General features: G+C 57.5%; 24 protein-coding genes. 10 read left to right on the top strand and 14 right to left on the bottom strand.

From position 1 onward, the window contains the following. Positions 1 to 36 precede the first annotated feature (36 nt). Positions 37 to 1428 carry a 3'-5' exonuclease family protein gene (locus H7850_RS16700; RefSeq protein WP_227370615.1) on the top strand — a complete coding sequence of 464 codons (1392 nt, stop codon included), beginning with the start codon at positions 37 to 39 and terminating at the stop codon, positions 1426 to 1428. Positions 1429 to 1445: 17 nt separating this feature from the next. Here the strand turns inward: H7850_RS16700 and H7850_RS16695 are convergent, their stop codons facing one another. The 3 genes from H7850_RS16695 to H7850_RS16685 form a co-directional block, all read right to left on the bottom strand. Beyond that, entirely contained in the window at positions 1446 to 2249 is an 804-nt protein-coding gene (locus tag H7850_RS16695; RefSeq protein WP_227370614.1) for an alpha/beta fold hydrolase, read from the bottom strand. A 62-nt stretch (positions 2250 to 2311) separates the two neighbouring features. Further along, positions 2312 to 2977 (bottom strand): 7-cyano-7-deazaguanine/7-aminomethyl-7-deazaguanine transporter, encoded by a 666-nt coding sequence (locus H7850_RS16690; protein WP_227370613.1) that lies wholly within the window; start codon positions 2975 to 2977, stop codon positions 2312 to 2314. 139 nt (positions 2978 to 3116) lie between these two features. Beyond that, entirely contained in the window at positions 3117 to 5039 is a 1923-nt protein-coding gene (locus tag H7850_RS16685; protein WP_227370612.1) for a propionyl-CoA synthetase, read from the bottom strand. Positions 5040 to 5446: 407 nt separating this feature from the next. Between H7850_RS16685 and H7850_RS16680 the strand changes: the two genes are divergently transcribed. Beyond that, positions 5447 to 5761, top strand: a complete 315-nt coding sequence (locus H7850_RS16680; RefSeq protein WP_227370611.1) for an ArsR/SmtB family transcription factor — start codon at positions 5447 to 5449, stop codon at positions 5759 to 5761. 37 nt (positions 5762 to 5798) lie between these two features. Here H7850_RS16680 and sohB read toward each other — a convergent pair whose 3' ends face one another. Further along, positions 5799 to 6839 carry a protease SohB gene (sohB, locus tag H7850_RS16675; protein ID WP_227370610.1) on the bottom strand — a complete coding sequence of 347 codons (1041 nt, stop codon included), beginning with the start codon at positions 6837 to 6839 and terminating at the stop codon, positions 5799 to 5801. A gap of 159 nt (positions 6840 to 6998) precedes the next feature. Here sohB and H7850_RS16670 point away from each other — a divergent pair, with 159 nt between their 5' ends. Further along, positions 6999 to 7316 (top strand): SCP2 sterol-binding domain-containing protein, encoded by a 318-nt coding sequence (locus H7850_RS16670; RefSeq protein WP_227370609.1) that lies wholly within the window; start codon positions 6999 to 7001, stop codon positions 7314 to 7316. 5 nt (positions 7317 to 7321) lie between these two features. Here H7850_RS16670 and nudC read toward each other — a convergent pair whose 3' ends face one another. The 4 genes from nudC to H7850_RS16650 all read right to left on the bottom strand — a co-directional run bounded on the left by nudC (position 7322) and on the right by H7850_RS16650 (position 10172). Beyond that, positions 7322 to 8101 (bottom strand): NAD(+) diphosphatase, encoded by a 780-nt coding sequence (gene nudC, locus H7850_RS16665; protein WP_227370608.1) that lies wholly within the window; start codon positions 8099 to 8101, stop codon positions 7322 to 7324. After that, positions 8101 to 8880: a DNA polymerase III subunit epsilon gene (dnaQ, locus tag H7850_RS16660; RefSeq protein ID WP_227370607.1), complete on the bottom strand. Its 780-nt coding sequence runs from the start codon at positions 8878 to 8880 to the stop codon at positions 8101 to 8103. Before dnaQ ends, nudC begins: the two co-directional genes overlap by 1 nt. A 61-nt stretch (positions 8881 to 8941) precedes the next feature. Then, positions 8942 to 9403: a ribonuclease HI gene (gene rnhA / locus H7850_RS16655; protein WP_227370606.1), complete on the bottom strand. Its 462-nt coding sequence runs from the start codon at positions 9401 to 9403 to the stop codon at positions 8942 to 8944. Then, a complete protein-coding gene (locus tag H7850_RS16650; protein WP_227370605.1) occupies positions 9396 to 10172 on the bottom strand; it encodes a class I SAM-dependent methyltransferase in 777 nt (258 codons plus the stop codon). The genes rnhA and H7850_RS16650 overlap by 8 nt, the downstream gene beginning before the upstream one ends. 111 nt (positions 10173 to 10283) lie before the next feature. On the opposite strand from H7850_RS16650, the gene gloB reads away from it, so the two are divergent. From gloB to H7850_RS16620, 6 genes are read left to right on the top strand one after another with little or no spacing between them, the layout of a single operon-like run. Beyond that, positions 10284 to 11051 carry a hydroxyacylglutathione hydrolase gene (gloB, locus tag H7850_RS16645; protein WP_227370604.1) on the top strand — a complete coding sequence of 256 codons (768 nt, stop codon included), beginning with the start codon at positions 10284 to 10286 and terminating at the stop codon, positions 11049 to 11051. A 55-nt stretch (positions 11052 to 11106) separates the two neighbouring features. Continuing rightward, entirely contained in the window at positions 11107 to 12402 is a 1296-nt protein-coding gene (locus H7850_RS16640) for a LysM peptidoglycan-binding domain-containing protein (protein ID WP_227370603.1), read from the top strand. A 45-nt stretch (positions 12403 to 12447) separates the two neighbouring features. Further along, on the top strand, positions 12448 to 14286 hold the full coding sequence (locus H7850_RS16635) for an extracellular solute-binding protein (RefSeq protein ID WP_227370602.1): 1839 nt from the start codon (positions 12448 to 12450) through the stop codon (positions 14284 to 14286). Positions 14287 to 14310: 24 nt separating this feature from the next. Then, on the top strand, positions 14311 to 15387 hold the full coding sequence (locus H7850_RS16630; protein WP_227370601.1) for a microcin C ABC transporter permease YejB: 1077 nt from the start codon (positions 14311 to 14313) through the stop codon (positions 15385 to 15387). After that, positions 15387 to 16493 carry an ABC transporter permease gene (locus H7850_RS16625; RefSeq protein WP_227370600.1) on the top strand — a complete coding sequence of 369 codons (1107 nt, stop codon included), beginning with the start codon at positions 15387 to 15389 and terminating at the stop codon, positions 16491 to 16493. The genes H7850_RS16630 and H7850_RS16625 overlap by 1 nt, the downstream gene beginning before the upstream one ends. Further along, positions 16483 to 18075, top strand: coding sequence for an ABC transporter ATP-binding protein (locus tag H7850_RS16620; RefSeq protein WP_227370599.1), 1593 nt, complete (start codon positions 16483 to 16485; stop codon positions 18073 to 18075). Before H7850_RS16625 ends, H7850_RS16620 begins: the two co-directional genes overlap by 11 nt. Here H7850_RS16620 and H7850_RS16615 read toward each other — a convergent pair. From H7850_RS16615 to H7850_RS16605, 3 genes are all read right to left on the bottom strand, one after another. Continuing rightward, positions 18072 to 18731, bottom strand: coding sequence for a hypothetical protein (locus H7850_RS16615; protein ID WP_227370598.1), 660 nt, complete (start codon positions 18729 to 18731; stop codon positions 18072 to 18074). The two genes, H7850_RS16620 and H7850_RS16615, sit on opposite strands and share 4 nt — an antisense overlap. 105 nt (positions 18732 to 18836) lie before the next feature. Then, positions 18837 to 19538, bottom strand: coding sequence for a 16S rRNA pseudouridine(516) synthase RsuA (rsuA, locus tag H7850_RS16610; protein WP_227370597.1), 702 nt, complete (start codon positions 19536 to 19538; stop codon positions 18837 to 18839). Then, entirely contained in the window at positions 19538 to 20341 is an 804-nt protein-coding gene (locus H7850_RS16605) for an amidohydrolase (protein ID WP_227370596.1), read from the bottom strand. Before H7850_RS16605 ends, rsuA begins: the two co-directional genes overlap by 1 nt. 194 nt (positions 20342 to 20535) lie before the next feature. Here H7850_RS16605 and rarD point away from each other — a divergent pair, with 194 nt between their 5' ends. Beyond that, positions 20536 to 21453: an EamA family transporter RarD gene (gene rarD / locus H7850_RS16600; RefSeq protein ID WP_227370595.1), complete on the top strand. Its 918-nt coding sequence runs from the start codon at positions 20536 to 20538 to the stop codon at positions 21451 to 21453. 25 nt (positions 21454 to 21478) lie between these two features. Here rarD and H7850_RS16595 read toward each other — a convergent pair whose 3' ends face one another. The 3 genes from H7850_RS16595 to H7850_RS16585 form a co-directional block, all read right to left on the bottom strand. Beyond that, entirely contained in the window at positions 21479 to 22444 is a 966-nt protein-coding gene (locus H7850_RS16595) for a hypothetical protein (RefSeq protein ID WP_227370594.1), read from the bottom strand. Between the two features lie 244 nt (positions 22445 to 22688). Beyond that, on the bottom strand, positions 22689 to 23804 hold the full coding sequence (locus tag H7850_RS16590) for a sulfotransferase family protein (protein WP_227370593.1): 1116 nt from the start codon (positions 23802 to 23804) through the stop codon (positions 22689 to 22691). After that, positions 23801 to 24547 (bottom strand): hypothetical protein, encoded by a 747-nt coding sequence (locus H7850_RS16585; protein WP_227370592.1) that lies wholly within the window; start codon positions 24545 to 24547, stop codon positions 23801 to 23803. The genes H7850_RS16590 and H7850_RS16585 overlap by 4 nt, the downstream gene beginning before the upstream one ends. Between the last annotated feature and the right edge of the window lie 102 nt (positions 24548 to 24649).

Below are 24649 nucleotides of genomic sequence, written 5' to 3'. Positions count from 1 at the left end.
TATCGCCATACTTGGCAAGGAAATTGCGCCGCTTTTATGAATGATCGCCCACTCGTTTTTATCGATCTGGAAACCACCGGCACCCGCACCACCCGAGATAGAATTACCGAAATTGCTGCTCTGCGCGTCATCGATGGCCAAATCATCGAACGCTTTACCGCGCTGATCGATCCACAGACGGATATCCCAAGGCACATACAGCAGATCACCGGTATCGATGATGCCATGGTGAATGGCGCCCCCACCTTCGAGGCCTTGGCCAACGAGCTGTTCGCCTGGCTCAGCGGTGATGCCATAGTGGCCCACAATGCGCGCTTTGATTACGGCTTTCTGCGCAATGAATTCAAGCGGGCCGGCCTAGACTACAGCACCAGTGTGATTTGCACCCTCAAGCTATCACGCCGCCTGGCGCCCCAGCAGCGCCACCACAATCTCGACGCACTACTCAAACGCCATGACCTGGGAGACTTCGACCGTCATCGCGCGGAAGGCGATGCCCGGGCAATGCTGGCGCTCTGGCAATATTGGCAGCATCAGCACGAAGGAGAACAGCTCGAAGCCCTGGTTCGTGCCCAGCTGCGTCAGTCTAGCCTGCCGGCGCATCTCGATCCGACTCGACTGCAAACCCTGCCGGAACGTCCTGGCGTTTATCTATTCTACGGCGAGAATCGGGCCATCCTGTACGTGGGCAAGAGCGTCAATCTGCGCAGCCGGGTACTCAGCCACTTCAACAGCGACCATCGCAACGACCGAGAAATGCGTTTGAGTCAGCAGATTCACGATCTGGAGTGGCGTGAAACTGCGGGAGATTTAGGCGCTCAACTGCTCGAGGCGCAATTGATCAAGGAACTGATGCCGGTACATAACCGGCAATTACGCCGTCAAAGCCGCCTGGTCAGCTGGCATTGGCCGGAGGATGAGCTTGCGCCCAGCCTGGTCGATGACGACAGTCTCGATCTTTCCCGGGAGCTGACCCTCTATGGGCTGTTTCGCGCACGCAAGGATGCACGCAACGCCTTGGGTCAGATTGCCGAGGAGTACCAGCTATGCCCCCAGGTACTCGGCCTGACCAGCGGCAAGGGCCGCTGTTTTGCGCAGCAGCTGGGACACTGTGCCGGGGCTTGCTGCGGCAAGGAACCTCTGGAGGCCCATGCTAACCGTGCTCGAGAAGCCCTTGAGCGACTCAGAGTCCAGCAGTGGGCCTGGCCTGGCCGCGTCGCTTTTGGCGAAACCGCTCAGGACGGTAAACAGGTCTGGCATATCGTCGATCACTGGTGCTATCTGGGAAGCCTGGAGCATCTCGATGAACCTGAGCTAGCCTCCCTGACCACACAGAAAGCGCGTTTCGATGTGGATACCTACAAGATTCTCAACCGCTTTCTGAATAACCAGCCCGAGCAACTCGAGGTTCGGCCATTATTGGCATGAGACCCTGGCTTGAAAATTCAGAGGAGACGACGTGCAAGAAACCCATTCACCGCCTGCTGAAACGCTTCCGGCGCCTCGGCATGCAGCCAATGCCCGGCATCCAGCGTCTTGATCTCGGCTTCGGGTAGCACTTCTTTTAACTGAGGCAATAACTTGTCGCTGACGTAGTCAGAATTTGCTCCACGTAAAACCAATGTCGGGCCTTCATACGCCCCCTCGCCCGCCGGCTCAGAGATAATATTTTCATAAGCCGCTTCGATTTCATCGAGACCGACCCGCAGGCGCATCACGCCGTCGCCATCACGTACCAAATTGGTCGCCAGGAACATACGCACCGCCGGTGTCTCCACTGCTTCGGCCATCAATGCGTCGGCTTCCTTGCGGGAAGTAGGCTCACCCTCCACGACCCGGTGAAGGGCGGCAAAGACGCTGTCGTGATCGTGGCCATAGGCGACGGGCGCGATGTCCGCGACAATCAGCGAAGTCAAGCGTTCGGGCGCCAGGCGGGCCACGGTGATGGCCACTTTGCCCCCCATGGAGTGACCTAAAAGATCGCAGCGCTCGATCTCGAGTGTATCAAGCAGCGCTATCACATCTTGAGCCATTACACGATAATTCATCTCGTCGGCGTGAGGAGAGCGCCCATGATTACGTAAATCCACGGTGATTACTCGGCGCTGTTGCTGCCATTTCCTGACATGAGAACGCCAGTTATCCGCACTGCCGAACAAGCCATGTAGTACGACCAACGGCACGCCATCCTGCGCGCTGCTGTCTTGCTCGATGCTGTCTTGATAGTAGAGTTCGACGGAGTCGCTCATGATGTCTTCCTTTTCAATCCGTGTGCTTTAGCCGCGCCCAAATTTCTTTGTCACGTTCTATCTCAAACACCTTCCGGTGAGGGCCTTGCGCCCCAGCGTAGCAGCCCCCGGCTCAACCATCCCAGCAACAGGCCATACATGGGCAAGAACAGTGTCAGCGAAATGGCCAATTTGACTGCGTAATCGACCCAGGCGATCTCCACCCAGTGGCTGGCCATGAAGGCATCCGGCCCTTGATGAAAGGCAATGGCGAAAAATGCAAAGGTATCCGCCAGATTACCGAATACCGTCGACAACGCCGGGGCCACCCACCATCGTGCACTACGACGTAGACGATCGAACACCTGGATATCGAGCAGCTGACCAATCACGTAAGCCATGAAACTGGCCAGCGCGATACGTGCAACGAACAGGTTGAAGTCGCCAAGAGCGGCAAAACTACGGAACTCCCCTTTCTCGAACATGACCGACAGCACATAGGAAACCACCAGTGCCGGCAGCATGACCCGGGCGATGATCACACGTGCCGGCCCCTTGCCGAAGAGCCTGACGGTGAGATCCGTGGCTAGAAATATGAACGGGAAGCTGAACGCGCCCCAGGTGGTATGCAAGCCGGCAATCGTGAAGGGCAGCTGCACCAGATAGTTGCTCGCGGCGATCACGAAAATATGAAACGCTACCAGCGCTATCAGGCAGCGACGTTTTTGCCCTTCGGACAACAACAGCATCGTGAATTCCTTTTTTTATACCGCCGAGGGGGTGAGGGAACCCTCGCGCATCGATGGGATATGATTTGAGCGGTGCATGGTAACCACAAATTGGGCCCGCCGAAAGCGGGCCCAATTACAGCAGATCACAAATAGTTTCTTAGACCTGCTTTGACTGATGCGCAGCTCCCACCTCCCGTTCCATCATATGCTCGTGCACTTCCTGCAGACTGGTAGGATCGTCGATGGTAGACGGCATGCCGAACTCCTTGCCATCGGCGATGGTACGCAGAAGTTTGCGCAGTATCTTGCCGGAACGCGTCTTGGGCAGCCGCGATACCACCAGCACCTGTTTCAGAGCAGCCACCGGGCCGATCTGTGTGCGGACCAGGGCGATCAGCTCTTTTTCAAGGGCGTGCGTATCACCACCGAAGCCGTCCTTAGGAATCACCAGACCCAGGGGCACCTGCCCTTTCAGATCGTCGAGAATACCGATCACGGCACACTCCGCCACCGCTTCATGCGAGCCTAGCACCTCTTCCATCTCGCCGGTGGAAAGACGATGACCCGCCACGTTGATGACATCATCGGTGCGTCCCATGATGAACAGATATCCGTCTTCGTCGAAATACCCCCCGTCGCCGGTCAGGTAACAGCCGGGGATTGCCGCCATATAGGCCTGATGAAAACGCTTTGGATTGCGCCAGATACCCACGAGGCACCCCGGCGGCATGGGCTGGCGTATGACGATACTGCCCTGCTCATGGGCTGCAGCGGGCTCACCCTGGCGATTGATCACCTGCACGTCGTAGCCAGGCACCGGCACCGTCGCGGAGCCAGGTTTGACCGGCATGGGCTCGAGCCCCTGAAGGTTGGCGGCAATGGCCCAGCCGGTTTCGGTCTGCCACCAGTGATCGATCACCGGCACGTCGAGCAAGTCGTCGAGCCAGTGAAAGGTTGGCGGATCAAGCCGCTCGCCAGCCAGGAACAGCGTCTTGAGACAGGAAATATCGTACTTCTCCAGCCACTTGCCGTCCGGGTCTTCTTTCTTGACGGCGCGAAAGGCAGTCGGCGCGGTAAAGAATGCCTTGACGCCATACTCCGAAATCAGGCGCCAGAACGCCCCCGCGTCTGGCGTGCGAACCGGCTTTCCTTCGTAAACGACGGTGGTACAGCCCAGAATCAAAGGCGCGTAGACGATATAGGAGTGGCCCACCACCCAGCCGACGTCCGACGCCGAAAAGAAGACGTCGCCTGGCGCCATTCCATAAACGCACTCCATAGAGTAATGCAGAGCCACCGCGTAGCCGCCGTGATCGCGCACCACCCCTTTGGGCTTACCGGTCGTGCCGGAAGTGTAGAGAATATAGAGAGGGTCGGTGCCCTTGACCGGTACACAGTCCGTTGGCGTGGCGTTTTCCATCAGCCCCTGCCAGTCATGATCGATATCGCCCAGCTCGGCCAGCGCCTGCTCGCTCTGGAGGTGTCTTTGCAAAATGACGCATGCCGAGGGTTTATGCGCGCTAGCGGCGATGGCCTTGTCGACGATGGGCTTGTAAGGGATGACCGTATCGACTTCGATGCCACAGGAGGCGGCCACCAGGACTTTGGGCTCCGCATCCTCGATGCGCATTGCCAATTCATGGGGGGCGAAGCCGCCGAACACCACGGAATGGATCGCTCCCAGGCGTGCGCAGGCATACATCGCAATCAGCGCCTCAGGCACCATAGGCATGTAGATGACCACTCGATCGCCCTTTTCCACCCCTAATCCTGCCAGGGCCCCGGCAAAGGTCGCTACCTGATCGCGCAGCTCACGGTAGCTGTACTGCCGCCGCTGCCCGGACACCGGAGAGTCCCAGAAAATCGCCGGCTGGTCGCCTCGCCCGGAATCGACGTGATGATCCAGTGCCACATGACAAATATTCAGCTCGCCGTCACCATACCAACGAGCATGATCCTGTTCGTCGTAACTAAGAATGGTCCGTGGCGGTTTGAACCAGGGAATGCGCTGAGCTTGCTCTGCCCAGAACGCTTCAGGATGCTGAATCGATTGCTGGAACTCGGATTGATAGGTATGCATGAAAGCTCGCCTCTAAAGGAAATGACGCGCATATGATGGATAGCGCGGAGGAAGATCAATATTCAAGCTCAGAAACGATATAACCCTCCGATTACCGATTGTTGACACTTTAGGCGATGTCGATACGCTTTCAACTCATACCATGGGCTAATTTTCGACGAAAGACGCATGAAATTCGCTCATGGCACCCACGACCACCAAAACATTGTCGACAATATGCAGATCAGGCTCTGAAGTGAAGCAAACACTTGGCGATGATTTACCGTTAAATACGCGTTTGAACAAGTAATTCGAAGTTGTTGAAGATTTGCTAAATCAGGAAGAAAGTAAGGCTATTACCGTTCGCCAACCCGGCACCTACCATGAGGCTTGCGCCATCAGTGCGGGCCATACCCAGGAGAAGCATCATGAGCACTCGTCAGCCTGCGGCACAGCTGCTCGAAAAAGGCGATGTCAGTGTTGTCAACGCGACCAATCTTCTCAAGGCCATGGCAAATGAAAATCGTCTGCGCATACTGTGCCTGCTCGATGAAACGGAACTCTCCGTTTCCGAATTGAACTCACGCCTGGCGTTAAGTCAATCCGCCCTCTCTCAGCATCTGGCCATTTTGCGGCGAGAAGGGCTGGTCAACACCCGGCGCTCTTCTCAGACGATCTACTACTCATTGCAAGGTAACGAGGCGCGCACCGTGGTAGATACGCTGGCGAAGCTCTACACCTGATGGCTTCCACTTGGCGTCATAAGCGAGGAGGCAACGTTTAGCGCCGCTGCCATCCCCCGGCTTCGAGCACTTCATAAACACGCTGGAGCGCGTACTCCACACCCATTGAGGCCGCCAACCCTGCACGCTCGGCCAGACCACGTTTTTTCTCGAGCGCCACGGTCATCACTCGTGCCTGAGACATACGTTCGAGTAGATATGCCTCGCTGGTGCCCACTTCATCAATCAGGCCATTTTTTACCGCTTCGCTGCCGTACCATATTTCGCCGGTAGCCACGGCTTCGATATCGAGCTGAGGGCGCCGTTCGCCGACATAGTGCTTGAAAAGCGCATGGGTACTCTCCAGGTCGTCGAGAAATTTCTCCCGCCCTTCTTCGGTATTCTCTCCCAGCACCGTCAAGGTACGCTTGTAGCGTCCAGCGGTGAGCAACTCGACGTCGATATCGTTTTTCTTGAGCAGGCGATGAATGTTGGGCAGCTGCGCTACCACCCCAATGGAGCCAAGCACGGCAAAGGGCGCGGCCCGTATGCGATCGGCACAGCAGGCCATGAGATAGCCACCGCTGGCCGCCACCTTGTCGACGCACACCGTAGTGGTGACGTTTGCTTCACGCAGGCGATCGAGCTGTGCCGCCGCCAGGCCGTAGGCATGCACCAACCCCCCCGGGGATTCGAGACGCACGACGACCTCATCGTTTTCGTCAACCACCCCCAGCAGCGCAGAAATCTCCTCACTGAATCGCGATGTCGCCGACGCCTTGATATTCCCCTTGAAATCCAGCACCCAGACCGTCTGCTTCCAGGGCTCATTTTCGCTGTCGTGGGAGGCGCGAATCTCATTTTTGTCGTCTTTCTTGAAGCGTTTCAAAGCCATCTTGCGGCGTTTGCGATCCATGCCGGACAATCGCAGACGTCGCTGGCGACTCCGCAAGCGCTTGTTGAGTTCTTCGATTCGCAGGCGGCTATGCTCCTCGTGGCCCCGGGCCTTGCCAATCAATGCAATCAATATTCCAACAATCAGGGCCAGAGTGACCACCTGCGCCAAAAACATGCCGTATTCCGCTAGCCATTCTTTCACTGAGGCCTTCTCCGTTTATCTTTTTTCAATATTCCATGCCCGCGATACCACGCATTAGGGCCGTGAACCGATGGACGCCCAACCGTCACCCCTTGACGTAGACTGACTGTTTGTCACACATTCGCGTTCCCCTTTCAGTTCATGACAAGAGAATTTTTGATGACCGATAACAGCGCTACCCTGGATCGCTTGAAAAACCGCTTCGATCCTCAAGCGGCTCAGGACATGGACGATATCTTCCAGTTCAACGTCACCGACGACGAGGATTACTATCTTCACGTTCAAGATGGCACGCTCGGCGTGCATCACGGTGAGCATGACGATCCTTCTGTCACCCTAGCGGCGGATAGCACCACACTGAAAGGCATCATGAGCGGTGAGATCGACGGCATGCATGCCTTCATGTCCGGTAAGTTAAAAGCCACCGGCAATCTGATGCTGGCCACCAAGCTCAGCAAACTTTTCCCCAAGGAGTGAACTCCTCAGGAATAGCGCTTGAGATGTGTTTCGATTAACGCCCGGGAAATCGAATAAGGCGGTGGCAATTGCGGTAAACGACGCGGCGTGTACCAAGCCGCGTCGGCAATCTCGATGCCATCGATACGAATGCGGCGGGTGGCAGCTTCGGCAAAGAACCCCAGCATCAATGAATGAGGAAACGGCCAGGCCTGACTGCGATAGTAGCTGAGGTTGCGCACCGTTAGCCCTACCTCTTCGTATATTTCACGATGCACCGCATCCTCGGCGGTCTCGCCAGGCTCTATGAATCCCGCCAGGGTGGAATAGCGTCCAGGTGGGAAGCGTGGGCTACGAGCCAGCAGCAGATTTTCACCGTGAGTCACCAGCGTAATGATGCAAGGTGAGATACGCGGGTAATTGCGTAGTCCGCATTTCGAGCACTGCATGGCAAATTCACCGCCAATCCGTTTAGCGGCATGACCGCAACGGCCGCAGAAGCGATGATCCCGCTGCCAGGCCACCACTTCCAATGCCGTCGAAATCAAGGCGAACTTCGACTCGGGCAACTGGGCCAGCCACTCCCTGGCGGTAGGCCATTGTGTTGCCTCGGGCTCGTGAACCACGGCTATGGGGTGTTCATCCCAAAAACCGATCGGTTGCGCCATGGTCGGCCAAGTATCGACGAAATCCAGCATGTCATCCTCGCCGGTTGAGGTTGCGGCAGGGGCAATGGTGCTGCGATCGCCGATGCGAATCAGCAGGCCACCCTGCTGGTCGTCAGAGGGTAAATCACGCCGAAACATCAGGACTCCACCGATGCGGAAGGCGTGGAATCGTTCGTAGATCCTTCCCAGCCCGCCAAGGTGTCCCAGGCACATTCACCGGCGCCCTCGCGAATGCGTGAAAGCTTGGCGTGGTGCGCATCCAGCTCCGCTTCACTCAATCGTGTCACCGCCAGCCTTGGACGCTCGTTGGACAAACGCCGAATGCCGCTGGTACCGCCGCTGTTCGCCCCCGCCTGGGCATCCGCATCTAGCAGTAACGCCGTCTGCCCTCCGGTCATCGCCAGGTAGACATCCGCCAATATTTCCGCATCGAGCAACGCCCCGTGCAGCACGCGGTGACCGTTGTCGATTTCATAGCGTTTGCACAGCGCATCCAGGCTGTTGCGCTGCCCAGGATGCTTGTCTCGCGCCATCTTGAGCGTATCGAGAATGGCGCAATGATCCGCTACCGGCCCTAATCGAGGTTCATCGCGGCTGGCCTGCAACATGCCAAACTCGTGATCGATGAAGCCCACATCGAAGGGCGCGTTATGGATGATCAACTCCGCCCCTTTGATGAATGCCCAGAAGGCATCCGCCACCTCGGCAAACCGGGGTTCATCCGCGACGCGTTCGTTGGTAATGCCATGAATGCCGATGGCTTCCGCTTCGATCTCGCGCTCAGGATTGATGTACTGATGGTAAGTATTGCCGGTCAGACGGCGATTGGTCATCTCGACGGCACCAATCTCGATAAGTCGATGGCCTTCCTTGGGATCGATACCGGTGGTTTCGGTATCCAGAATGATCTGGCGCATTAATCTCTCGCTGAAAGTGTGGTGAATGTTGACGCCTGAAGTGCCAGGAAGCGACAACGCTTCAATCTTGCGGGCTCATCGCCGCATCGATGGCCGCATTGGCCAACGCGTCGGCGCATTCATTGCCCGGATCACCGCTATGGCCTTTCACCCAATGCCAACGAACCTCATGGCGCTGACTCTCGGCGAGCAGTTCGCGCCATAGCTCCGCATTCTTGACCGGCTGCTTGGCGGCGGTCTTCCAGCCGCGCTTTTGCCAGCCATGTATCCACTCGGTGATGCCCTTACGCAGGTACTGGGAGTCCGTGTGTAGCTCCACCTGACAAGGGCGCTTGAGTTCGCGTAGCGCCATGATTGCCGCCATCAGCTCCATACGGTTGTTGGTCGTCGTGGCTTCGAAGCCGTTGAGGGTTTTTTCATGACGCCCCGCGTTGAGCAATGCGCCCCAGCCACCCGGGCCCGGGTTGCCACGACAGGCACCATCGGTATGAATAACCACCTTGGGTAATGCTATGTCAGTCAACCTCGCTCACCTGTTTTTTCTCCTGCTCGACGGTCATCCGGGGCGTATTGCCCAGCAGCGGCCTTCCCATTGCCGGTGTAGTCAATCGGGGTTTGATGATTTGCGCCTGCTGAGTCCTGGGCCGGGCACGAATCATATATGCGTCGCTGAGCGGCAAATTGTAGCGTCGTCCAAAGGATTCAAGCTTGGCATTGCCCGCCGGTCTACCCGGCAAACGAAAACCACAGTAGTCTACTCGCTCGATTTCAAAATCGACAAATGCGAGCCAGTCACCCAAACGTCCTGGGGTTCGCCATCGCCCGCAGCGTGGCATTCCTGTACGACTCCGCGGCCATACTCGATGCATTCCTTCAAGGCCGAGAGGAAACCAGCCGAAAATCACCAGACACCCGTTGTCCGCCATTACGCGAGTTGCTTCCTGCAGTAGCCGGTGGGGCTCTGGGGCGACTTCCAGCATGTGATGCAACACCACTAGCGAGAGGCTGTCATCCGGCAAGGGCAAGCGGGTCGGATCGCATACCAGGCAGGCATCGTCCTCCGCCAGCTCTCGGGTGGGCGACCAGGTCAAGGTATGTCGAATCGGACACATGTCCGTCAAAGGCGGCGCCATTCCCAGGTGCAGGCTGTGAGCCCCGAACAGGCGCTCACAGATCGGCCCGATACAGGCGCGCTCGGCTTGCCAGTGCGCGCGACCCGCTGCCGATGACCAGTAGAGGCGACCTCGACGTACCAGTTGAGCCAAGGATATCGTCATATTAGAATTTGACACAGAACGCTCGCGCCCCCATGTTAAGCACATTTTGTGCAGTCGACCTTCCCGTCAGCCCAATCCACTGGCGCGCTAAGCGGGCGTGGACAACCGGACCGAGGTGAAACTTTCATGCTGAGCGTGATACCGATTCCCGCCTTTAACGACAACTATATATGGCTATTACGTCAAGACTCCACAACGGATGTAGCGGTGGTGGATCCTGGAGATGCCAAGCCGGTCATACAGTATCTCGAGCGGGAAAACCTCACCCTTTCCACGATCTTGATCACTCATCATCATCACGATCATACCGGTGGACTACCCGAACTCACAAAACGCTACTCGCCTCGGGTCATCGGGCCAAATAATCCTCAGATCAAGGAAATTCAGGAACGCGTAAGCGATGGCGACGATTTTCGCGTTCTCGGGCGACGCTTCGAGGTAATGGCGGTACCGGGACACACTCTGGATCACATTGCCTTCCTCGGCCCCGGTACGCCGTCCTTGCTATTTTGCGGTGACACCCTGTTCTGTGGCGGCTGTGGCCGCCTGTTCGAGGGCACGCCGGAGCAGATGCAGGCGTCGCTATCCCGCCTAGCGTCCTTGTCGGAAGACACGCTGGTCTTTGCCGCTCATGAATATACCCTCGCTAATCTTCGCTTTGCTCAAGCCGCAGAGCCGGATAATAAGATTCGCGATCGATTGATGAAGGAGTGTCAGCGCGCGCGGGATCTGGATCGGCCGACCCTACCCAGCACGATTGGCCGCGAGCGTCAGATCAATCCGTTTTTACGGGTCGACAGCGAAACCTTGCGTTCGACAGCAAGTGCTCACGGCTCCACCGACACCGCCGAAAGCACCTTCGCGACACTACGTGCCTGGAAAGACAATTTTTGAAGAATGATTTTGAAGCATGGGCGCCGCCGGGTGCTCCAGCAAGGATTCAAACAAAATGAACAAACAGGTATTGCTCCGTCGGGTATGCCAAGCGACAGGTGGGATGCTTCTAGCGCTTGGTGTTTCAGCCCACGCCCAGGTCAGCGCCCTGCCCGCTTCGCAACCCACGGCGCCCTTCTGGAACGAACTGGTACTGCAACCTTTCGTTCCAGGCGATATCTGGACCCGCATGCGGGACAACTTCCAGTGGGAAAACGATGCCCGTGAAGCTCGCGTTCAGAAATGGGTAGACTATTACCAGCGTTACCCGGGCAATATCACCACGATCGCCGAGCGCGCGCGCCCATGGCTGTACTGGGTCGTCAGCGAACTCGAGCGTCGGGACATGCCCGGCGAGATTGCCTTGCTGCCCTTCATCGAGAGCGCCTACGATCCCACAGCGCGTCATGTGGGCGGCGCCACCGGCATGTGGCAATTCATGCCCGGCACCGGCGATGCCCTCGGCCTGCGCCGAGACCGTGCCTACGATGGACGCCTTGATGTCATTGCCTCCACCATGGCGGCCTTGGACTATATCCAGCAACAGGCCGACCAGTGGTACAAGGGGGATATCGAGCTTTCTCTCGCGGCATACAATGCCGGTGCCGGCACGGTTAATCGCGCCCGCCGCAAGGCCATTGCCGCGGGCCGGTCCGGAGATTACTGGAGCCTCAACCTGCCGCGTCAGACCATGAACTACGTGCCAAAGCTCCTGGCGCTATCGCGCATGATCGCCAATCCCGATCGCTACGATATCGCCCTGCCCAGCATCCCAGATCAACCCGGCTTTGCCCGAGTACCGATCGAGAATCGAATCAATCTGGCTCAGGTAGCGGAGTTGACCGGCATCAGCCGCAGGCGGTTGGAAGATCTCAACCCGGGTCTCTTGCAGAAAATCACGCTGCCTTCCCGAGCGCCGGAACTGCTGGTACCACACAGGCTAAAGAACAGCCTTGTCGCCATGCTGGCCAAGCGCCGGGAGGCCTTCACTCGGGGTGATCGTTACAGAGTGCGCAGTGGCGATTCGCTCTCTCTTGTGGCGGCGCGCTACGCGGTATCCGTCAACGAACTGCGCCGGTATAACGGTTTGCGGGGGGATGTCATCCGCGTAGGTCAGACACTGCAAATACCGCCCCAGAACCGCGCCGACGACACTCAGCAAGCCCGTGTCGTTCAAGTGCGGGCGGGCGATAGCCTTGCACGGATCGCCGCCCGCCACGATGTTTCAGCGCTGGATATCTTGCGCTGGAACAAGCTGGAGGCAGATCAGTATTTACAACCGGGACAACAGCTGACACTTTACGTACAGTAATTTGGTGCATTGAAACCGCACTGGGCAATGGTGAAAGGAGTATCGATGTTGCGCATGGGTAAGGCCATTATCACCGTTGCGATCATGTCATTTTCTGGATCTGGGTTTGCCGTGACCGCCGACAAAGTGCCTACCGTGCAGGGTCTCGCCATGTACGACAAGCCGGCGCTCAAAAGCGATTTCACGCACTTTCCCTACGTCAATCCCGAGGCACCCAAAAGTGGCGAACTTACTCGTGACGCCATCGGCAGCTTCGACTCCACCAACCCCTTCATCGTCACCGGCACGCCTGCAAACGGCCTTACTCAGATTTACGACACCTTGATGGAGAACAATCCCGACGAGCCCTTCAGCATGTACGGGCTTCTCGCCCAGGGTGTACGCCTGGACCCGAACCGACGCTGGATGGAGTTCGACCTGAATCCCAAGGCAAGGTTTCACGACGGCCAACAAGTGACCGCCGACGATGTGGTGTTCAGTTTTCGACTGCTGCGCGATGAGGGTCAGCCGTTCTATGCCGCCTATTATGCGGATGTTACCTCGGCACAGCGTCTGGATGACGATACCGTTCGTTTCGAATTCAGCCCGAAAAATTCTCGGGAATTGCCGCTGATTCTGGGCCAATTGCCGATTCTGCCGGAACACTTCTGGAAGGATCGCGATTTTGCCACACCGACCCTCGACCCTCTGCTGGGCTCCGGCCCTTATCGTATCGCCAAGGTTGAGCCAGGACGACGTATCGTTTATGAGCGGGTTAAGGACTATTGGGGCAAGAATCTTCCGGTCAATCGCGGGCGCCACAACATTGATCGGCTGATATTCGATTATTATCGTGACCAGACAGTAGCCCTTGAAGCATTCAAGGCGGGTAATCTTGATATGCGGTTCGAATCGAGCGCCCGCAACTGGGCAACGGCTTACGACTTCCCCGCCCTGAAGCAAGGCTTCGTCAAGAAGCTGGAAATACCCGACGGGCAGCCGGCAGGCATGCAGGCCTATGTGATGAATCTGCGCCGTGATAAGTTCAAGAACGTAAAGGTGCGCGAGGCGCTGAATCTTGCCTTCGACTTTCCCTGGCTGAACGACAACCTGTTCTACGGCGCCTATGAGCGCACCCAAAGTTACTTCGAGAACTCCGAGATGGCTGCCAGGGGCGAGCCCAGCGGTGCCGAGCTTGAATTACTCGAGCCTTATCGCGACCAGCTACCCGAGCGACTCTTCGATGAAGCGCTGCCCGTCGAGCAACCCGATGACATTCGCCCCCGCCTACGCAAGGCGCTTGGCCTGCTGCGCGATGCGGGTTATGAAGTGCAGAACGGCCAGTTGATCAATCGTGAAAGCGGCCGTCCCTTTACGCTGGAAATCCTGCTGTATGACGCCCAGTTCGAGCGCATCGTCCAGCCGTTGATACGCAATTTCGAACGCATCGGCATCAAGAGCAAGATTCGTATCGTCGATGTCAACCAATATCTCAATCGCCTGCGCGGCTTCGATTTCGACATGATCGTCGGCAGCTTTCCGCAATCAGCCAATCCGGGCAACGAGCAGCGCGAATTCTGGACCAGTGATTTTGCGGATCAGCCTCAAAGTCGCAACCTCATTGGGCTCAAGAATCCGGTCATCGACGAACTGGTAGGGAAGCTGATTCGCGCAGATACTCGGGAAGAACTCGACACCGCGGCACAAGCGCTCGATCGCGTGCTACGCTGGGGTTTCTACGTCATTCCCCAATTTCATCTCGCTGCGACTCGCATTGCCCTTTGGGATAAATACGGCTACCCCGAACCTGCCCCGAAGTTCAATATCGATCTAGACGCCTGGTGGGTGGCCCCCGAGCGGGCTGATGCGGTCAACCAACGCCAGCACGGTAGTCGCAAGCGCTGAACCAAGCTCAAGGAATCTGCTCTCGTGGCCGCCTATATCCTGCGTCGCCTATTGCTGATGATTCCTACCCTTTTGGGAATCATGCTGCTCAATTTCGTTATCGTGCAGGCCGCCCCCGGCGGTCCCATCGATCAAATCATTGCCCGCTACCAAGGCCTCGACAGCATCGCCAGCACCCGCCTGTCCTCCGGCGGTGGCGACTCGGCGGCGAGTAGCAGCGAATCCCGAGGCGCCCGCGGAGTCGATGAACGCTTCATCAAGGCACTCGAGGAGCAGTTCGGCTTCGACGAACCCGCACATGTGCGGTTTTTCACCATGCTCGGCAATTACGCCACCTTCGATTTCGGCACTAGTTTTTTCCGCAATCGGCCGGTCATCGATCTGATGATCGAACGCTTGCCGGTGTCCATTTCCCTCGGCCTGTGGACCACCCTGCTGGTCTATCTCATCTCGATTCCACTAGGGATTCGCAAGGCGCTGCGCCATGGCTCCCGTTTCGATATCTGGACTTCGGGGCTGGTCATCGTCGGCTATGCCATTCCGGGGTTTCTATTCGCCATCCTGCTGATCGTACTGTTCGCCGGGGGCAGCTATTTCGATCTCTTCCCTCTGCGCGGGCTGACGTCCCCCTACTTCGATGAGTTGAGCCTGTGGGGCAAGATCGGTGACTATTTCTGGCACATCACCCTGCCGGTGATCGCTGCGGCGATCGGTGGCTTCGCCACCTTGACCATGCTGACCAAGAACAGTTTTCTTGACGAGATTCACAAGCAATATGTATTGACCGCCCGGGCCAAGGGGGCAAGCGATCGCCAGGTACTCTATGGTCATGTGTTTCGTAACGCCATGCTGATCATCATCGCGGGCTTACCTACGACGCTGATCAGCATCTTCTTCACCGGATCGCTGCTCATCGAAGTGATCTTCTCTCTCGACGGCCTGGGGCTTTTAGGCTTCGAGGCGGTCATGCAGCGTGACTACCCGGTCATATTCGGTACTCTCTATCTCTACACTCTGGTCGGGCTGATCTTGAAACTGGTCTCGGATCTGACTTATGTCTGGGTGGACCCTCGCATCGATTTTGAAACGAGGGGGGCCTGATGGCGCTCATCGAACGCTTCACACCCACGCTCTCGCCGATCACTCGTCGCCGGATGGCGGTATTTCGCGCCAATGGTCGGGCTCGATTCGCCCTCTGGTTGTTCTCGCTATTGTTCGTGCTCAGCCTGGGCGCCGAGTTGATCGCCAATGACAAACCGCTAGTGATCAAGTATCAGGATCAATGGTATACGCCGTTGCTGGTGGATTATCCTGAAACCGAGTTCGGCGGTTTCCTGCCTACCAGCACGGATTATCGCGACTCCTTCGTCATCGACGAGATAGAGGCTCAGGGCTGGATGCTATGGCCACCGATTCCGTTTGCCTACGACACCCTGGATCGCGGCTTGAGGCAACCCGCCCCCTCGCCCCCCAGCACTCGTCATTGGCTGGGCACCGACGACCAGGGGCGTGACGTGATGGCCCGAGTGATCTACGGCTTTCGGCTTTCCGTGGTCTTCGCTCTGGTGCTGACGCTGGGGTCGCTGATACTGGGCGTGCTCGTCGGCGGTATCCAGGGATATTTCGGCGGCAAGACGGATCTCATCGGCCAGCGCCTGACGGAGATCTGGTCCGGCCTGCCGGTACTGTTTCTGCTCATTATTCTCGCCAGCCTGGTCGAGCCCAACCTCTGGTGGCTATTGGGCATCATGCTGTTGTTCTCCTGGCTGGGACTGGTGGACATCGTGCGCGCGGAATTTCTGCGAGCGCGAAATCTCGAATATGTGCGTGCCGCCCGGGCGCTGGGATTGCCATCGCGGCTGATCATGTGGCGCCACGTGCTGCCCAATGCCATGGTCGCCACCCTGACGTTCATTCCTTTTCTGTTTACCGGCGCCATCACCACCCTGACCGCGCTGGACTTCCTTGGCTTTGGCCTGCCACCAGGATCACCCTCCCTGGGCGAGCTGGTGGCCCAGGGCAAGAACAACCTGCAGGCGCCCTGGCTTGGCGTCACCGCGTTCATCACCCTGAGCGTGATGCTCTCATTGCTGGTATTCATCGGCGAAGGCCTGCGGGATGCCTTCGACCCGCGTCATATCATTGCCGCCCTGACAGCCAAGCCAGAACGGATTTCAACAACGAAGGAGTCCGTGGATGAGCGCTGAACCGGTGTTCTCGCTGAAGAATTTCACGGTGGCTTTCGATGGAGCCCCGGTGGTCGAAGACTTGTCTTTGCATATACGTCGCGGCGAAACCCTGGCCCTGGTGGGCGAATCCGGCTCCGGCAAATCCGTCAGCGCCCTTGGCGCCATCAACCTGCTACCGAAAAGCGCCGAGGTACGCGGCGAAAGCTACCTGGAAGAGCGCGATCTCGCGCGTCTGAGCGAGGGTGACTGGCGCACCGTTCGCGGCAATCAGGTCGGCTTCATCTTTCAGGAGCCGATGACTTCCTTGAATCCGCTGCATACCATCGTCAAACAGATCGGCGAGACCCTGCGGCTACATCAGGGGCTAAGCGGTCGCGCCGCCCGAGAACGGGTGCGCGAACTGCTGGTTCAGGTCAAGCTGCCGCGACCGGACGAATTGCTCGATGCCTGGCCGCATCAGCTTTCCGGCGGGCAGCGCCAACGAGTGATGATTGCCATGGCCATCGCCAACAATCCGCGCTTGTTGATCGCGGATGAGCCCACCACGGCGCTGGACGTTACGGTACAGCAAGAAATTCTGGCTCTGCTTGACGATCTGCGCGAGCGTCACGGCATGGCCATGCTGCTTATCACCCACGATCTCAACCTGGTGCGGCGTCATGCGGATCGAGTCTGTGTCCTCTATCGCGGACGCGTTCAGGAAACCGGCCCCGTCAGTGACGTTTTCAGCCGACCCCGCAGCGACTATACCCGCCTGCTGTTGTCCGCGGAGCCGGAAGGACAGCCCACGGCGATCAGCAACCACACGCCGCTGCTGGAAGCCCGACGACTCCAGGTGGCGTTTTCCCGCCCTAAGCGGCTTTTCTCTCGCAGGCCAAGTCCTTTTGTTGCGGTTCAGCCTCTCGATCTCTATCTGCGCAAGGGAGAAACTCTGGGCATCGTCGGCGAATCAGGCTCCGGCAAGACGACTCTGGCCATGGCCCTGCTGCGCCTTACCCCGGCCAGCGGTGAAATCGATTTTAACGGGGAGCGGCTCGATCGCATGAGCGGCAACGCCTTGAGACGTCAGCGCCGGCAGATGCAGGTCGTCTTCCAGGACCCCTATGGCTCCTTATCCCCGCGGCTTCCGGTGGCGGATATCATCAGCGAGGGCCTGCGTTTTCACCATCCCGAACTTGATCGCGGCGATATTCAGCAGCGAGTGTTGGCCTCACTACGCGAAGTGGGTTTACCGGAAGAGTGTGCTGCCCGCTACCCCCACGAATTTTCCGGAGGCCAACGCCAGCGCATCGCCGTGGCCCGCGCCATCATCCTCGAACCGGATTTATTGGTACTCGACGAACCCACTTCGGCACTGGACCGCACCGTGCAGAAACAGTTGGTTGCGCTATTGCGTGATTTGCAGGCCAAACGCGGCATGAGCTATCTGTTCATCAGTCACGACCTGGCGGTGGTGCGTGCCATGGCCCATCGGGTAATAGTGCTCAAGGAAGGTCATGTCGTGGAGCAAGGCGAATGCGAACAGGTACTCGGCACTCCACGAAGTGAGTACACGAAGGCGTTGGTCGAGGCGGCGGGTTTGGGCAGTAGTAGTGACTAGCTGGCGCCGGCTACTTCAAGCACCCGGTCATGGTCCTTCGCCAGCTGTGTGCGCACCAGCGCTGCCACTAGCCTCGCAAAGTCATTTGAATTGACTTGTTTCGCGAGTTTTTCCGCATCGTCGCCCAGATTCAGCTTGGCACTGGATTTCAATGCCATCTTGTCGGCAAAGGGACGAAATTCATCCCAGCACTGTTGAACTTCGCGTAGAAAGATATCCGCGCCAACGTCACCGATGCCCTTGAACTCCTTGAGCAAGTTCCGAGCCTTTTTTATATCGCCATCTGCCGCGCTGCGCAGCTGGCGCAAGTCGCCAGCGTAGGTCTCTTGCAAGTGCGTGGTCATGGCCTCGAGCTGATGGGCGGTTTTCTCATCGTAGCGTGCGTAGCCATTCGCGTTGAGCACTCTAACGCGCTGCTCCCAGGTCGAATTCGACATCTTGCTCGGGGTCGTCCAGCCCGCCTTGCCCAGCGCCTTGCAGGCTTGCATGGCGGCGTTCGCGCTCAGAGGTGCACTGGTCAGCAAAGAAAAACACAGCAATCTGAACAAAGGCGCGGGGGTATCATGCTGGAGCGTAATGCCAAACTCCTGGGCGAAAGTACGGCCATGGCATTCGAGCAGTGCATCGACGATCTGTTGTTTATTTATTTTGGTCATGTCCGTTTCTCCTTTTAACTGCACTGCACCCCATACGGTGACATCACGTATCGGCGAAACAGAATGAGTGAAACCTGATTTCAGGAAGCAAGATAACGGTATAAATCAGAACGCAGCAATTTCAGCCGGTCGCAAGAACCGACACTCTCCCGGTTCGAGATCAGGATCGAGCTGCAGAGGACCGATCGATTCACGATGCAGCGTTTCCACATGGTTGCCGATGGCGGCAAACATGCGGCGCACCTGATGGTACTTGCCTTCAGTGATCGTCAGGCGTACTTGCCAAGGAGACATCAACGCAAGTTCCGCGGGCTGCGTTAGCTTCTCCTCACCATCGAGTTGTACGCCTTTGGCAAACGCCTTGATGGCTCGTTCCCCGGCTTCACCTTCCAGTGGTTCGGCAAGCGTCGCCACATAGACCTTGGCACAGCGCTTCTTGGGCGAAGTCACGCGATGCGACCATTGTCCGTCGTCGGTGAGCAGCACCAGTCCGGTCGTGTCTACATCCAGACGCCCTACTGAATGCAACCGATCCACATTGGGCAGATCGATCAACTCTTGCACTATCGGATAGCGTCCGGGACGGGTCGTGCATTCAATGCCCAATGGTTTGTGCATCATCAAATAGCGCGGGCCTGAAAGCTCAAGCGGCTCGCCTTGCCAACGCACGTCGCTCGATTCATCGACCTGGGTCGCAGGATTCTTGGTGATCTCTCCATCCACGCTGACCTCTTCCCGATGCAAGGCCTTCTTGGCCAAGCTGCGGGATAGATCCGTGGTCTCGCTGAGAAACTTGTCCAGCCGCATCAAACCTCCAGTGTAAAACGATCCGCATCCATCCAGGCCGGGAATTTATCACGAAACTCGGAAAGTGACTCTCGATCGAAAGAGCCTGTGCGAATGAAAGGCTGATCCCGAGGCTCGTCGATCAATGGATCGCCCTTGAAGTCCACGAGCATCGAGTCCCCCGCATAGGCCTGCTTCTTGGCGTCTTCGCCTACTCGATTCACCCCGATGACATAACACAGATTTTCGATGGCTCTCGCCTGTAACAGAGTACGCCAAGGCTGACGGCGCGGTGCCGGCCAATTGGCAATGCAGAGCAAGGCATCGTACTCGAAATGTTCATCTGCGCTTGGCTGCTGTCGCAGCCAGACGGGAAAACGTAGGTCGTAGCAGACCGTCAACAGAATGCGGAAGCCCTTGAGTTCGACCACTCTGCGGCTATCGCCCATGCCGTAGCGTTCATGTTCGCCGGCCATGCGAAACAGATGTCGTTTGTCGTAATGAATCAGCTCACCGTCCGGGGTCGCCCAGACCAGGCGATTATAGTATTCGCCACCGGCAGTGACCGCGATACTGCCGGTTATCACACAGCGGCGCTTGATCGCTTGATCCCGCAGCCAGGCCACGCTCGAACTTTGCTCCATGGGCTCCGCCATCTCCCGGGAGTTCATGGTGAACCCGGTGGCGAACATTTCCGGCAATACGATCAGATCCGTATCGTCGCCTCCCAGGGTGCCGAGCTGTTCATCAAGCAGCCGACAGTTGGCCTCAGGGTCTTCCCAGCGCAGATCCGCCTGCACCAAAGTCGTGCGCAATTCACTCATGCTGATTCTCCTTGGCGGCAGGATGCGTTATCCAAATCATGTTTCCTGTCCATAAGACTAACTGAGTAAGCAAGGGTCTGCAGCCTGAATGCCTTCTTCCCCCCATTAAGAAACATCGCGGATACATACAGTCCATTGCGTATGGGGAGTGTGTTAGATTAGCGCGTTAACCAACAAGGAGGACACGACCGATCATGAGCCTGCCCCTACAGCCTGACAAGGAAGTCACTCGTGGCGTCCTTCTGGGCCTTTTCGCTTATTTGTGGTGGGGTTGCTTCCCGCTGTTCTTTGCGCTTTTCGAGGGGGTTCCGGCTTGGGAAGTGCTCGTCCATCGGGTGATCTGGTCCTGCCTGTTTCTGGCCCTGCTGGTAACGGTGCTGCGCCGCTGGTCACCGGTGCTCGGCGCACTCAGGCACCCACAACGCCTGGGACGAGTACTCGCCTGTGCGGTATTGATTGCGTTGAACTGGGGCATCTATATCTATGCAGTGGAAACACGCCATGTCTTTCAAGCAAGCCTTGGCTATTTTCTGACACCTCTGGTCAATGTGCTGCTAGGGATGTTGATACTCAAGGAGCGCATGCGGCTTCTACAGGGCATGGCGGTTGGATTGGCGACACTGGCTATCGTCATTCAGCTGGTGGTATTGGGCGAACTGCCCTGGATTACATTATGCCTGGCGCTCTCTTTTGGGACCTATGGTCTGTTCCGCAAGCAGGTACCCCTGGACGGGGTGACGGGACTATTCGTCGAGACGCTGTTGTTGCTGCCCGTGGCGCTCATCGCGCTATTCTGGCTCATCAACGCGGGCTACTCCCACTTCATGATCGGTGATGCACAGGCCAATCTGCTGCTCATGGCCAGCGGCGTGGTGACGGCCCTGCCGTTGATCGCCTTTGCCGGCGCGACTCATCGCCTGCGCCTGGCAACGATAGGATTTCTGATGTACATCAACCCTACCATTCAATTCTTCATAGCCTTGCTGGTCTTCGAGGAGCCACTGAGGCCGATCCAACTGGTCACTTTCGTGATGATCTGGATCGGCCTGGCGATGTATTCCTATGCCGCCTGGCAGGGCCGCTCCCGCACCAGTACAGCCACGGCACGCTGATCCATAAATTGGATCAGCGCTATTCTCACTGGCTTAAGCGCTCAAGCAGCTTCTCAAGTATGCCCAGGGTCGGCACATGGCACTGCCATAGGGTTTCTCCAGACGACAGGCCGAGTGCTTCACGATGCATCGAGGCGGCAGGATCGTCGCTTCGATCCTCCAATTGCTCCAGCCCCAAGTCCGCAATGAGTTCCGGGGCAATGACCGGCAGCAGCAGAACGCAATTACGGACGCCTTCGGCATTGAGCGCCAGACGCCTTTCTCCTTTGCGCATACGCCACAATGAAAGACGCAGACGACTGATGCAACGTTCGAACTCCACCGCTTTGCTACGTTTTAGTTCTTCGTTGACGAGTCGTCCGTTGATGCGTCGATTCAAAGTCGTGGCATTGATGTGAGAGTAGAGGAACCCGCTGCGCTGCACCATCCAATCGAGAACATCGTCGAGGGCGACACCTTCATTCTTGGCGTAGGGCATCTCTCTGCGTGAGACAGCGTTACGTACGGTCGTCAGCTTGAGACCACACACGGCGGCAATTTCGACAATATTCAGCCCCGGGGCCTTGGCTGGCAGGGGGATATCGATAGCCGGCGTCAGCCCGACATGGGCTTCCAGACGCGTACGTACTTGAGCCAGACCAATGAGATGCATCAAGCGCTGCGGGCCGGTTGTGGCATGAAATTCCGCCAGACTCCGCGCCATGGCAACAAGATGAATGAAATCCTCGAGTACGGCGGGATCGATAGTCACCGCGTCATCGGACTCACTCATCAATGCCCAGGCGCGAAGTCTCATCAACGGCTCATGCATGCGCTGGAGCATATTGGCGGCATTCGCGTCGATACGTCCAGACTCATCCGAGGAATCCGTCAATCGGTGCAATGGTCCCGCCAGATTGCGACCGGCGTCTTCCAGCTCGGCGGTCAACGCCTCACGCGTCAATACTTCCGCCGCCGATTTACCCAATAGCGATTCCTGAAGCAAGGCCAAGGGCCTTCCATTTGACATATTCCCATTCCCCTGCGTTGGTGCCGTTTGCACTTGGTTGCGGCTCCAGCAGGGCTTGCCCTTGCCTGTCCGTCGTTATGGCGCCGTGAACAATTCACGGCGAGTGTCGGCTTATAGTGAGTTACTATCTGTTACCGTATTTAACGGCTTGGGGGGGGAATCCTTGAGCAGGTTTTATGCAAAAAACAAAGTATTTTTAATTAGATCTTGGGAATGTAAATAACGCTTATTCGTCGTAGCCAAAGCGTGCAGCCGTCTCCTTTGTCATGTCCTTGATCATCGTCATCTCCTGGTCACTGAAGCGCGGTTGGTAGTAGGTGGGAAAATGTAGCCCCGCCGCCGCCTGCGCGAGTGCCGATGGATCGACGTCAAGCTGACAGTGGGCGTAAACCTTCGTCAGGGTCTGCATCGGTTGATTGCATAGATCCTCATAGCGCAGAACCAGGCAAGCCTCGCGTAGAGAGGGAGCCGCCTCTAGCGTGTCAGCCACATGGCGATAGAGTTCTGCCCAGTAACGCGCCCATCCTTCCACCTCGTACCCTTCACGCCAGAGCGTTTCGATCTTGCTGGCAAGCGCGTCATCGCCCACATTGATGGCACGGCGGTCAAGACCGAACTCGAAGTGCCCTACTCGGCGCATGTGCTCCAGTGCACGGGGATTATGGGCTTCGCCGCAGGCGAAAAGCGCCTGCTGTTTCATCAGCGAGGCAATGTGTCCGACCGGCGAACGAATTGCCAGCAGAAAGCGAGCATCGGGGTAAAGACGATGCAGATAACCCAGTCGTGCCAGATTATAGTTGCCCTTGGCTGCGTAGCGCTTTCGCTTGTGAATGGCCAGTAGCTTGCGGATATGATCGTCGTAGAAGCGCTCGAATGCCGGATGCTGTGCATCGCGCCCAAGAATCGAGCTTTTCGACGGATCGTGAGCATGAGGAAAAAAGGTCATCCAAAGCATTTCCTCGAAGGCCTCGGGGCTCTGGGACGTGACGGCGATACCGTCCTTATGGGCACGCTCCTGAGCAACTTCCTTACCCCGCGGCACCAGAGAAAGCCACCGGTTCCACCAGTACGGCGTATGGAGCAGTGGAAAGTCCACATAGCGATGGGTGCCTACCTCAGGGTGCTCGGCCAGACGCTCAAGGAGCACCGTGGTCCCGGAACGCGCCAGCCCGGCAACATAGAGTGGACGATCCACCCGTATGTCCTCGATCATTTCTTGAACCAGTCGCGTTTCCATGTTCCCCAGGCGAATCCAGGTGCGCGGATGTCGGTTTACCCAACCGCCCAGTACATGCATCCAGGTGGGAACTGAAAAGTCATCGTCACTCTTATGGCTGCTCATTCTATACGTGCCCATCGATAGACCAGCAACGATACGATCAACATCACTGGAAAGAAGATCACCATCCAGGAGCGCACCCAAGGTGGTCCGAACGGCAGATATGTCTGCTGTGGAAGCGCGATTTCGATACGCCGCAGCGCGCTATTCTCAGGCAGATAACCCAATGGGTTGGCAACCAGCCAGTTCCACCACTGTCGTTGAGCAATTACCGGTACCGGCGCGGTCAGCACCACTTCAGTTATCACACCCTCATCGTCGCGCACTAGAATATGACGCAAGGGCGATCGCTCACCGTTCTGCTCGGGCGGCTTACCCTCGCCGATCCAGTCGCTTTGAAATTCACCCGGCACCGTCGTTAGGGTTGGCGTATTCCCTGGGGCGGGATAGGTATAGCCATAGGCGGTCTCGATCCATACCAGCAGCGCCAGCAGCGGCAGGATGGAAAGCAGCGTGGAAGGCAGTACCAGGCCAAGATGCTTGAAAGCCGCAACAAACTGTTCCTTGATCAGCGGTCCTGCATCGGCAAACTCACCATCGAAGCGATTCAACCGCTGTCTAGCCTCACGCGCCGTACGCTTGGCCCGGCCGATGCGCGCCTGAGGCGAAAGCGCCCGATAAAGAAGCAGCGTGCAGGTTCCCGCGATCGCGGCCCACAGCGCCAGTCGTGGCGTCGGCGGCAACACCCAGGCCATGCCATCATCCAGTGCCGCAAACACCGGTGCGGGAAGATCGAGCAATCCCATGCAACCTCCTATAGCCAGCGTATCTAGCGTCCGTGAACCTATACGTGCATTCGTGTAGTCATGAAGGCAAACAAGCCGGCGGGAGGAAGGCTTGACGACCCA

The organism is Halomonas sp. M20 (assembly GCF_020622265.1).
In the GTDB taxonomy this organism is placed as follows: domain Bacteria; phylum Pseudomonadota; class Gammaproteobacteria; order Pseudomonadales; family Halomonadaceae; genus Modicisalibacter.
The sequence above is the reverse complement of the archived record's forward strand: the minus strand, read 5'-3'. Positions and strand labels throughout refer to the sequence as shown.

What these genes read in the sequence shown, in the direction of transcription:
- H7850_RS16700 (WP_227370615.1), top strand. Translation starts at nt 37, where the DNA reads ATGAATGATCGCCCACTCGTTTTTATCGATCTGGAAACCACCGGCACC.
- H7850_RS16695 (WP_227370614.1), bottom strand. Translation starts at nt 2,249, where the DNA reads ATGAGCGACTCCGTCGAACTCTACTATCAAGACAGCATCGAGCAAGAC.
- H7850_RS16690 (WP_227370613.1), bottom strand. Translation starts at nt 2,977, where the DNA reads ATGCTGTTGTTGTCCGAAGGGCAAAAACGTCGCTGCCTGATAGCGCTG.
- H7850_RS16685 (WP_227370612.1), bottom strand. Translation starts at nt 5,039, where the DNA reads ATGCATACCTATCAATCCGAGTTCCAGCAATCGATTCAGCATCCTGAA.
- H7850_RS16680 (WP_227370611.1), top strand. Translation starts at nt 5,447, where the DNA reads ATGAGCACTCGTCAGCCTGCGGCACAGCTGCTCGAAAAAGGCGATGTC.
- H7850_RS16670 (WP_227370609.1), top strand. Translation starts at nt 6,999, where the DNA reads ATGACCGATAACAGCGCTACCCTGGATCGCTTGAAAAACCGCTTCGAT.
- nudC (WP_227370608.1), bottom strand. Translation starts at nt 8,101, where the DNA reads ATGTTTCGGCGTGATTTACCCTCTGACGACCAGCAGGGTGGCCTGCTG.
- dnaQ (WP_227370607.1), bottom strand. Translation starts at nt 8,880, where the DNA reads ATGCGCCAGATCATTCTGGATACCGAAACCACCGGTATCGATCCCAAG.
- gloB (WP_227370604.1), top strand. Translation starts at nt 10,284, where the DNA reads ATGCTGAGCGTGATACCGATTCCCGCCTTTAACGACAACTATATATGG.
- H7850_RS16640 (WP_227370603.1), top strand. Translation starts at nt 11,107, where the DNA reads ATGAACAAACAGGTATTGCTCCGTCGGGTATGCCAAGCGACAGGTGGG.
- H7850_RS16635 (WP_227370602.1), top strand. Translation starts at nt 12,448, where the DNA reads ATGTTGCGCATGGGTAAGGCCATTATCACCGTTGCGATCATGTCATTT.
- H7850_RS16625 (WP_227370600.1), top strand. Translation starts at nt 15,387, where the DNA reads ATGGCGCTCATCGAACGCTTCACACCCACGCTCTCGCCGATCACTCGT.
- H7850_RS16620 (WP_227370599.1), top strand. Translation starts at nt 16,483, where the DNA reads ATGAGCGCTGAACCGGTGTTCTCGCTGAAGAATTTCACGGTGGCTTTC.
- H7850_RS16615 (WP_227370598.1), bottom strand. Translation starts at nt 18,731, where the DNA reads ATGACCAAAATAAATAAACAACAGATCGTCGATGCACTGCTCGAATGC.
- rsuA (WP_227370597.1), bottom strand. Translation starts at nt 19,538, where the DNA reads ATGCGGCTGGACAAGTTTCTCAGCGAGACCACGGATCTATCCCGCAGC.
- H7850_RS16605 (WP_227370596.1), bottom strand. Translation starts at nt 20,341, where the DNA reads ATGAGTGAATTGCGCACGACTTTGGTGCAGGCGGATCTGCGCTGGGAA.
- rarD (WP_227370595.1), top strand. Translation starts at nt 20,536, where the DNA reads ATGAGCCTGCCCCTACAGCCTGACAAGGAAGTCACTCGTGGCGTCCTT.
- H7850_RS16590 (WP_227370593.1), bottom strand. Translation starts at nt 23,804, where the DNA reads ATGAGCAGCCATAAGAGTGACGATGACTTTTCAGTTCCCACCTGGATG.
- H7850_RS16585 (WP_227370592.1), bottom strand. Translation starts at nt 24,547, where the DNA reads ATGGGATTGCTCGATCTTCCCGCACCGGTGTTTGCGGCACTGGATGAT.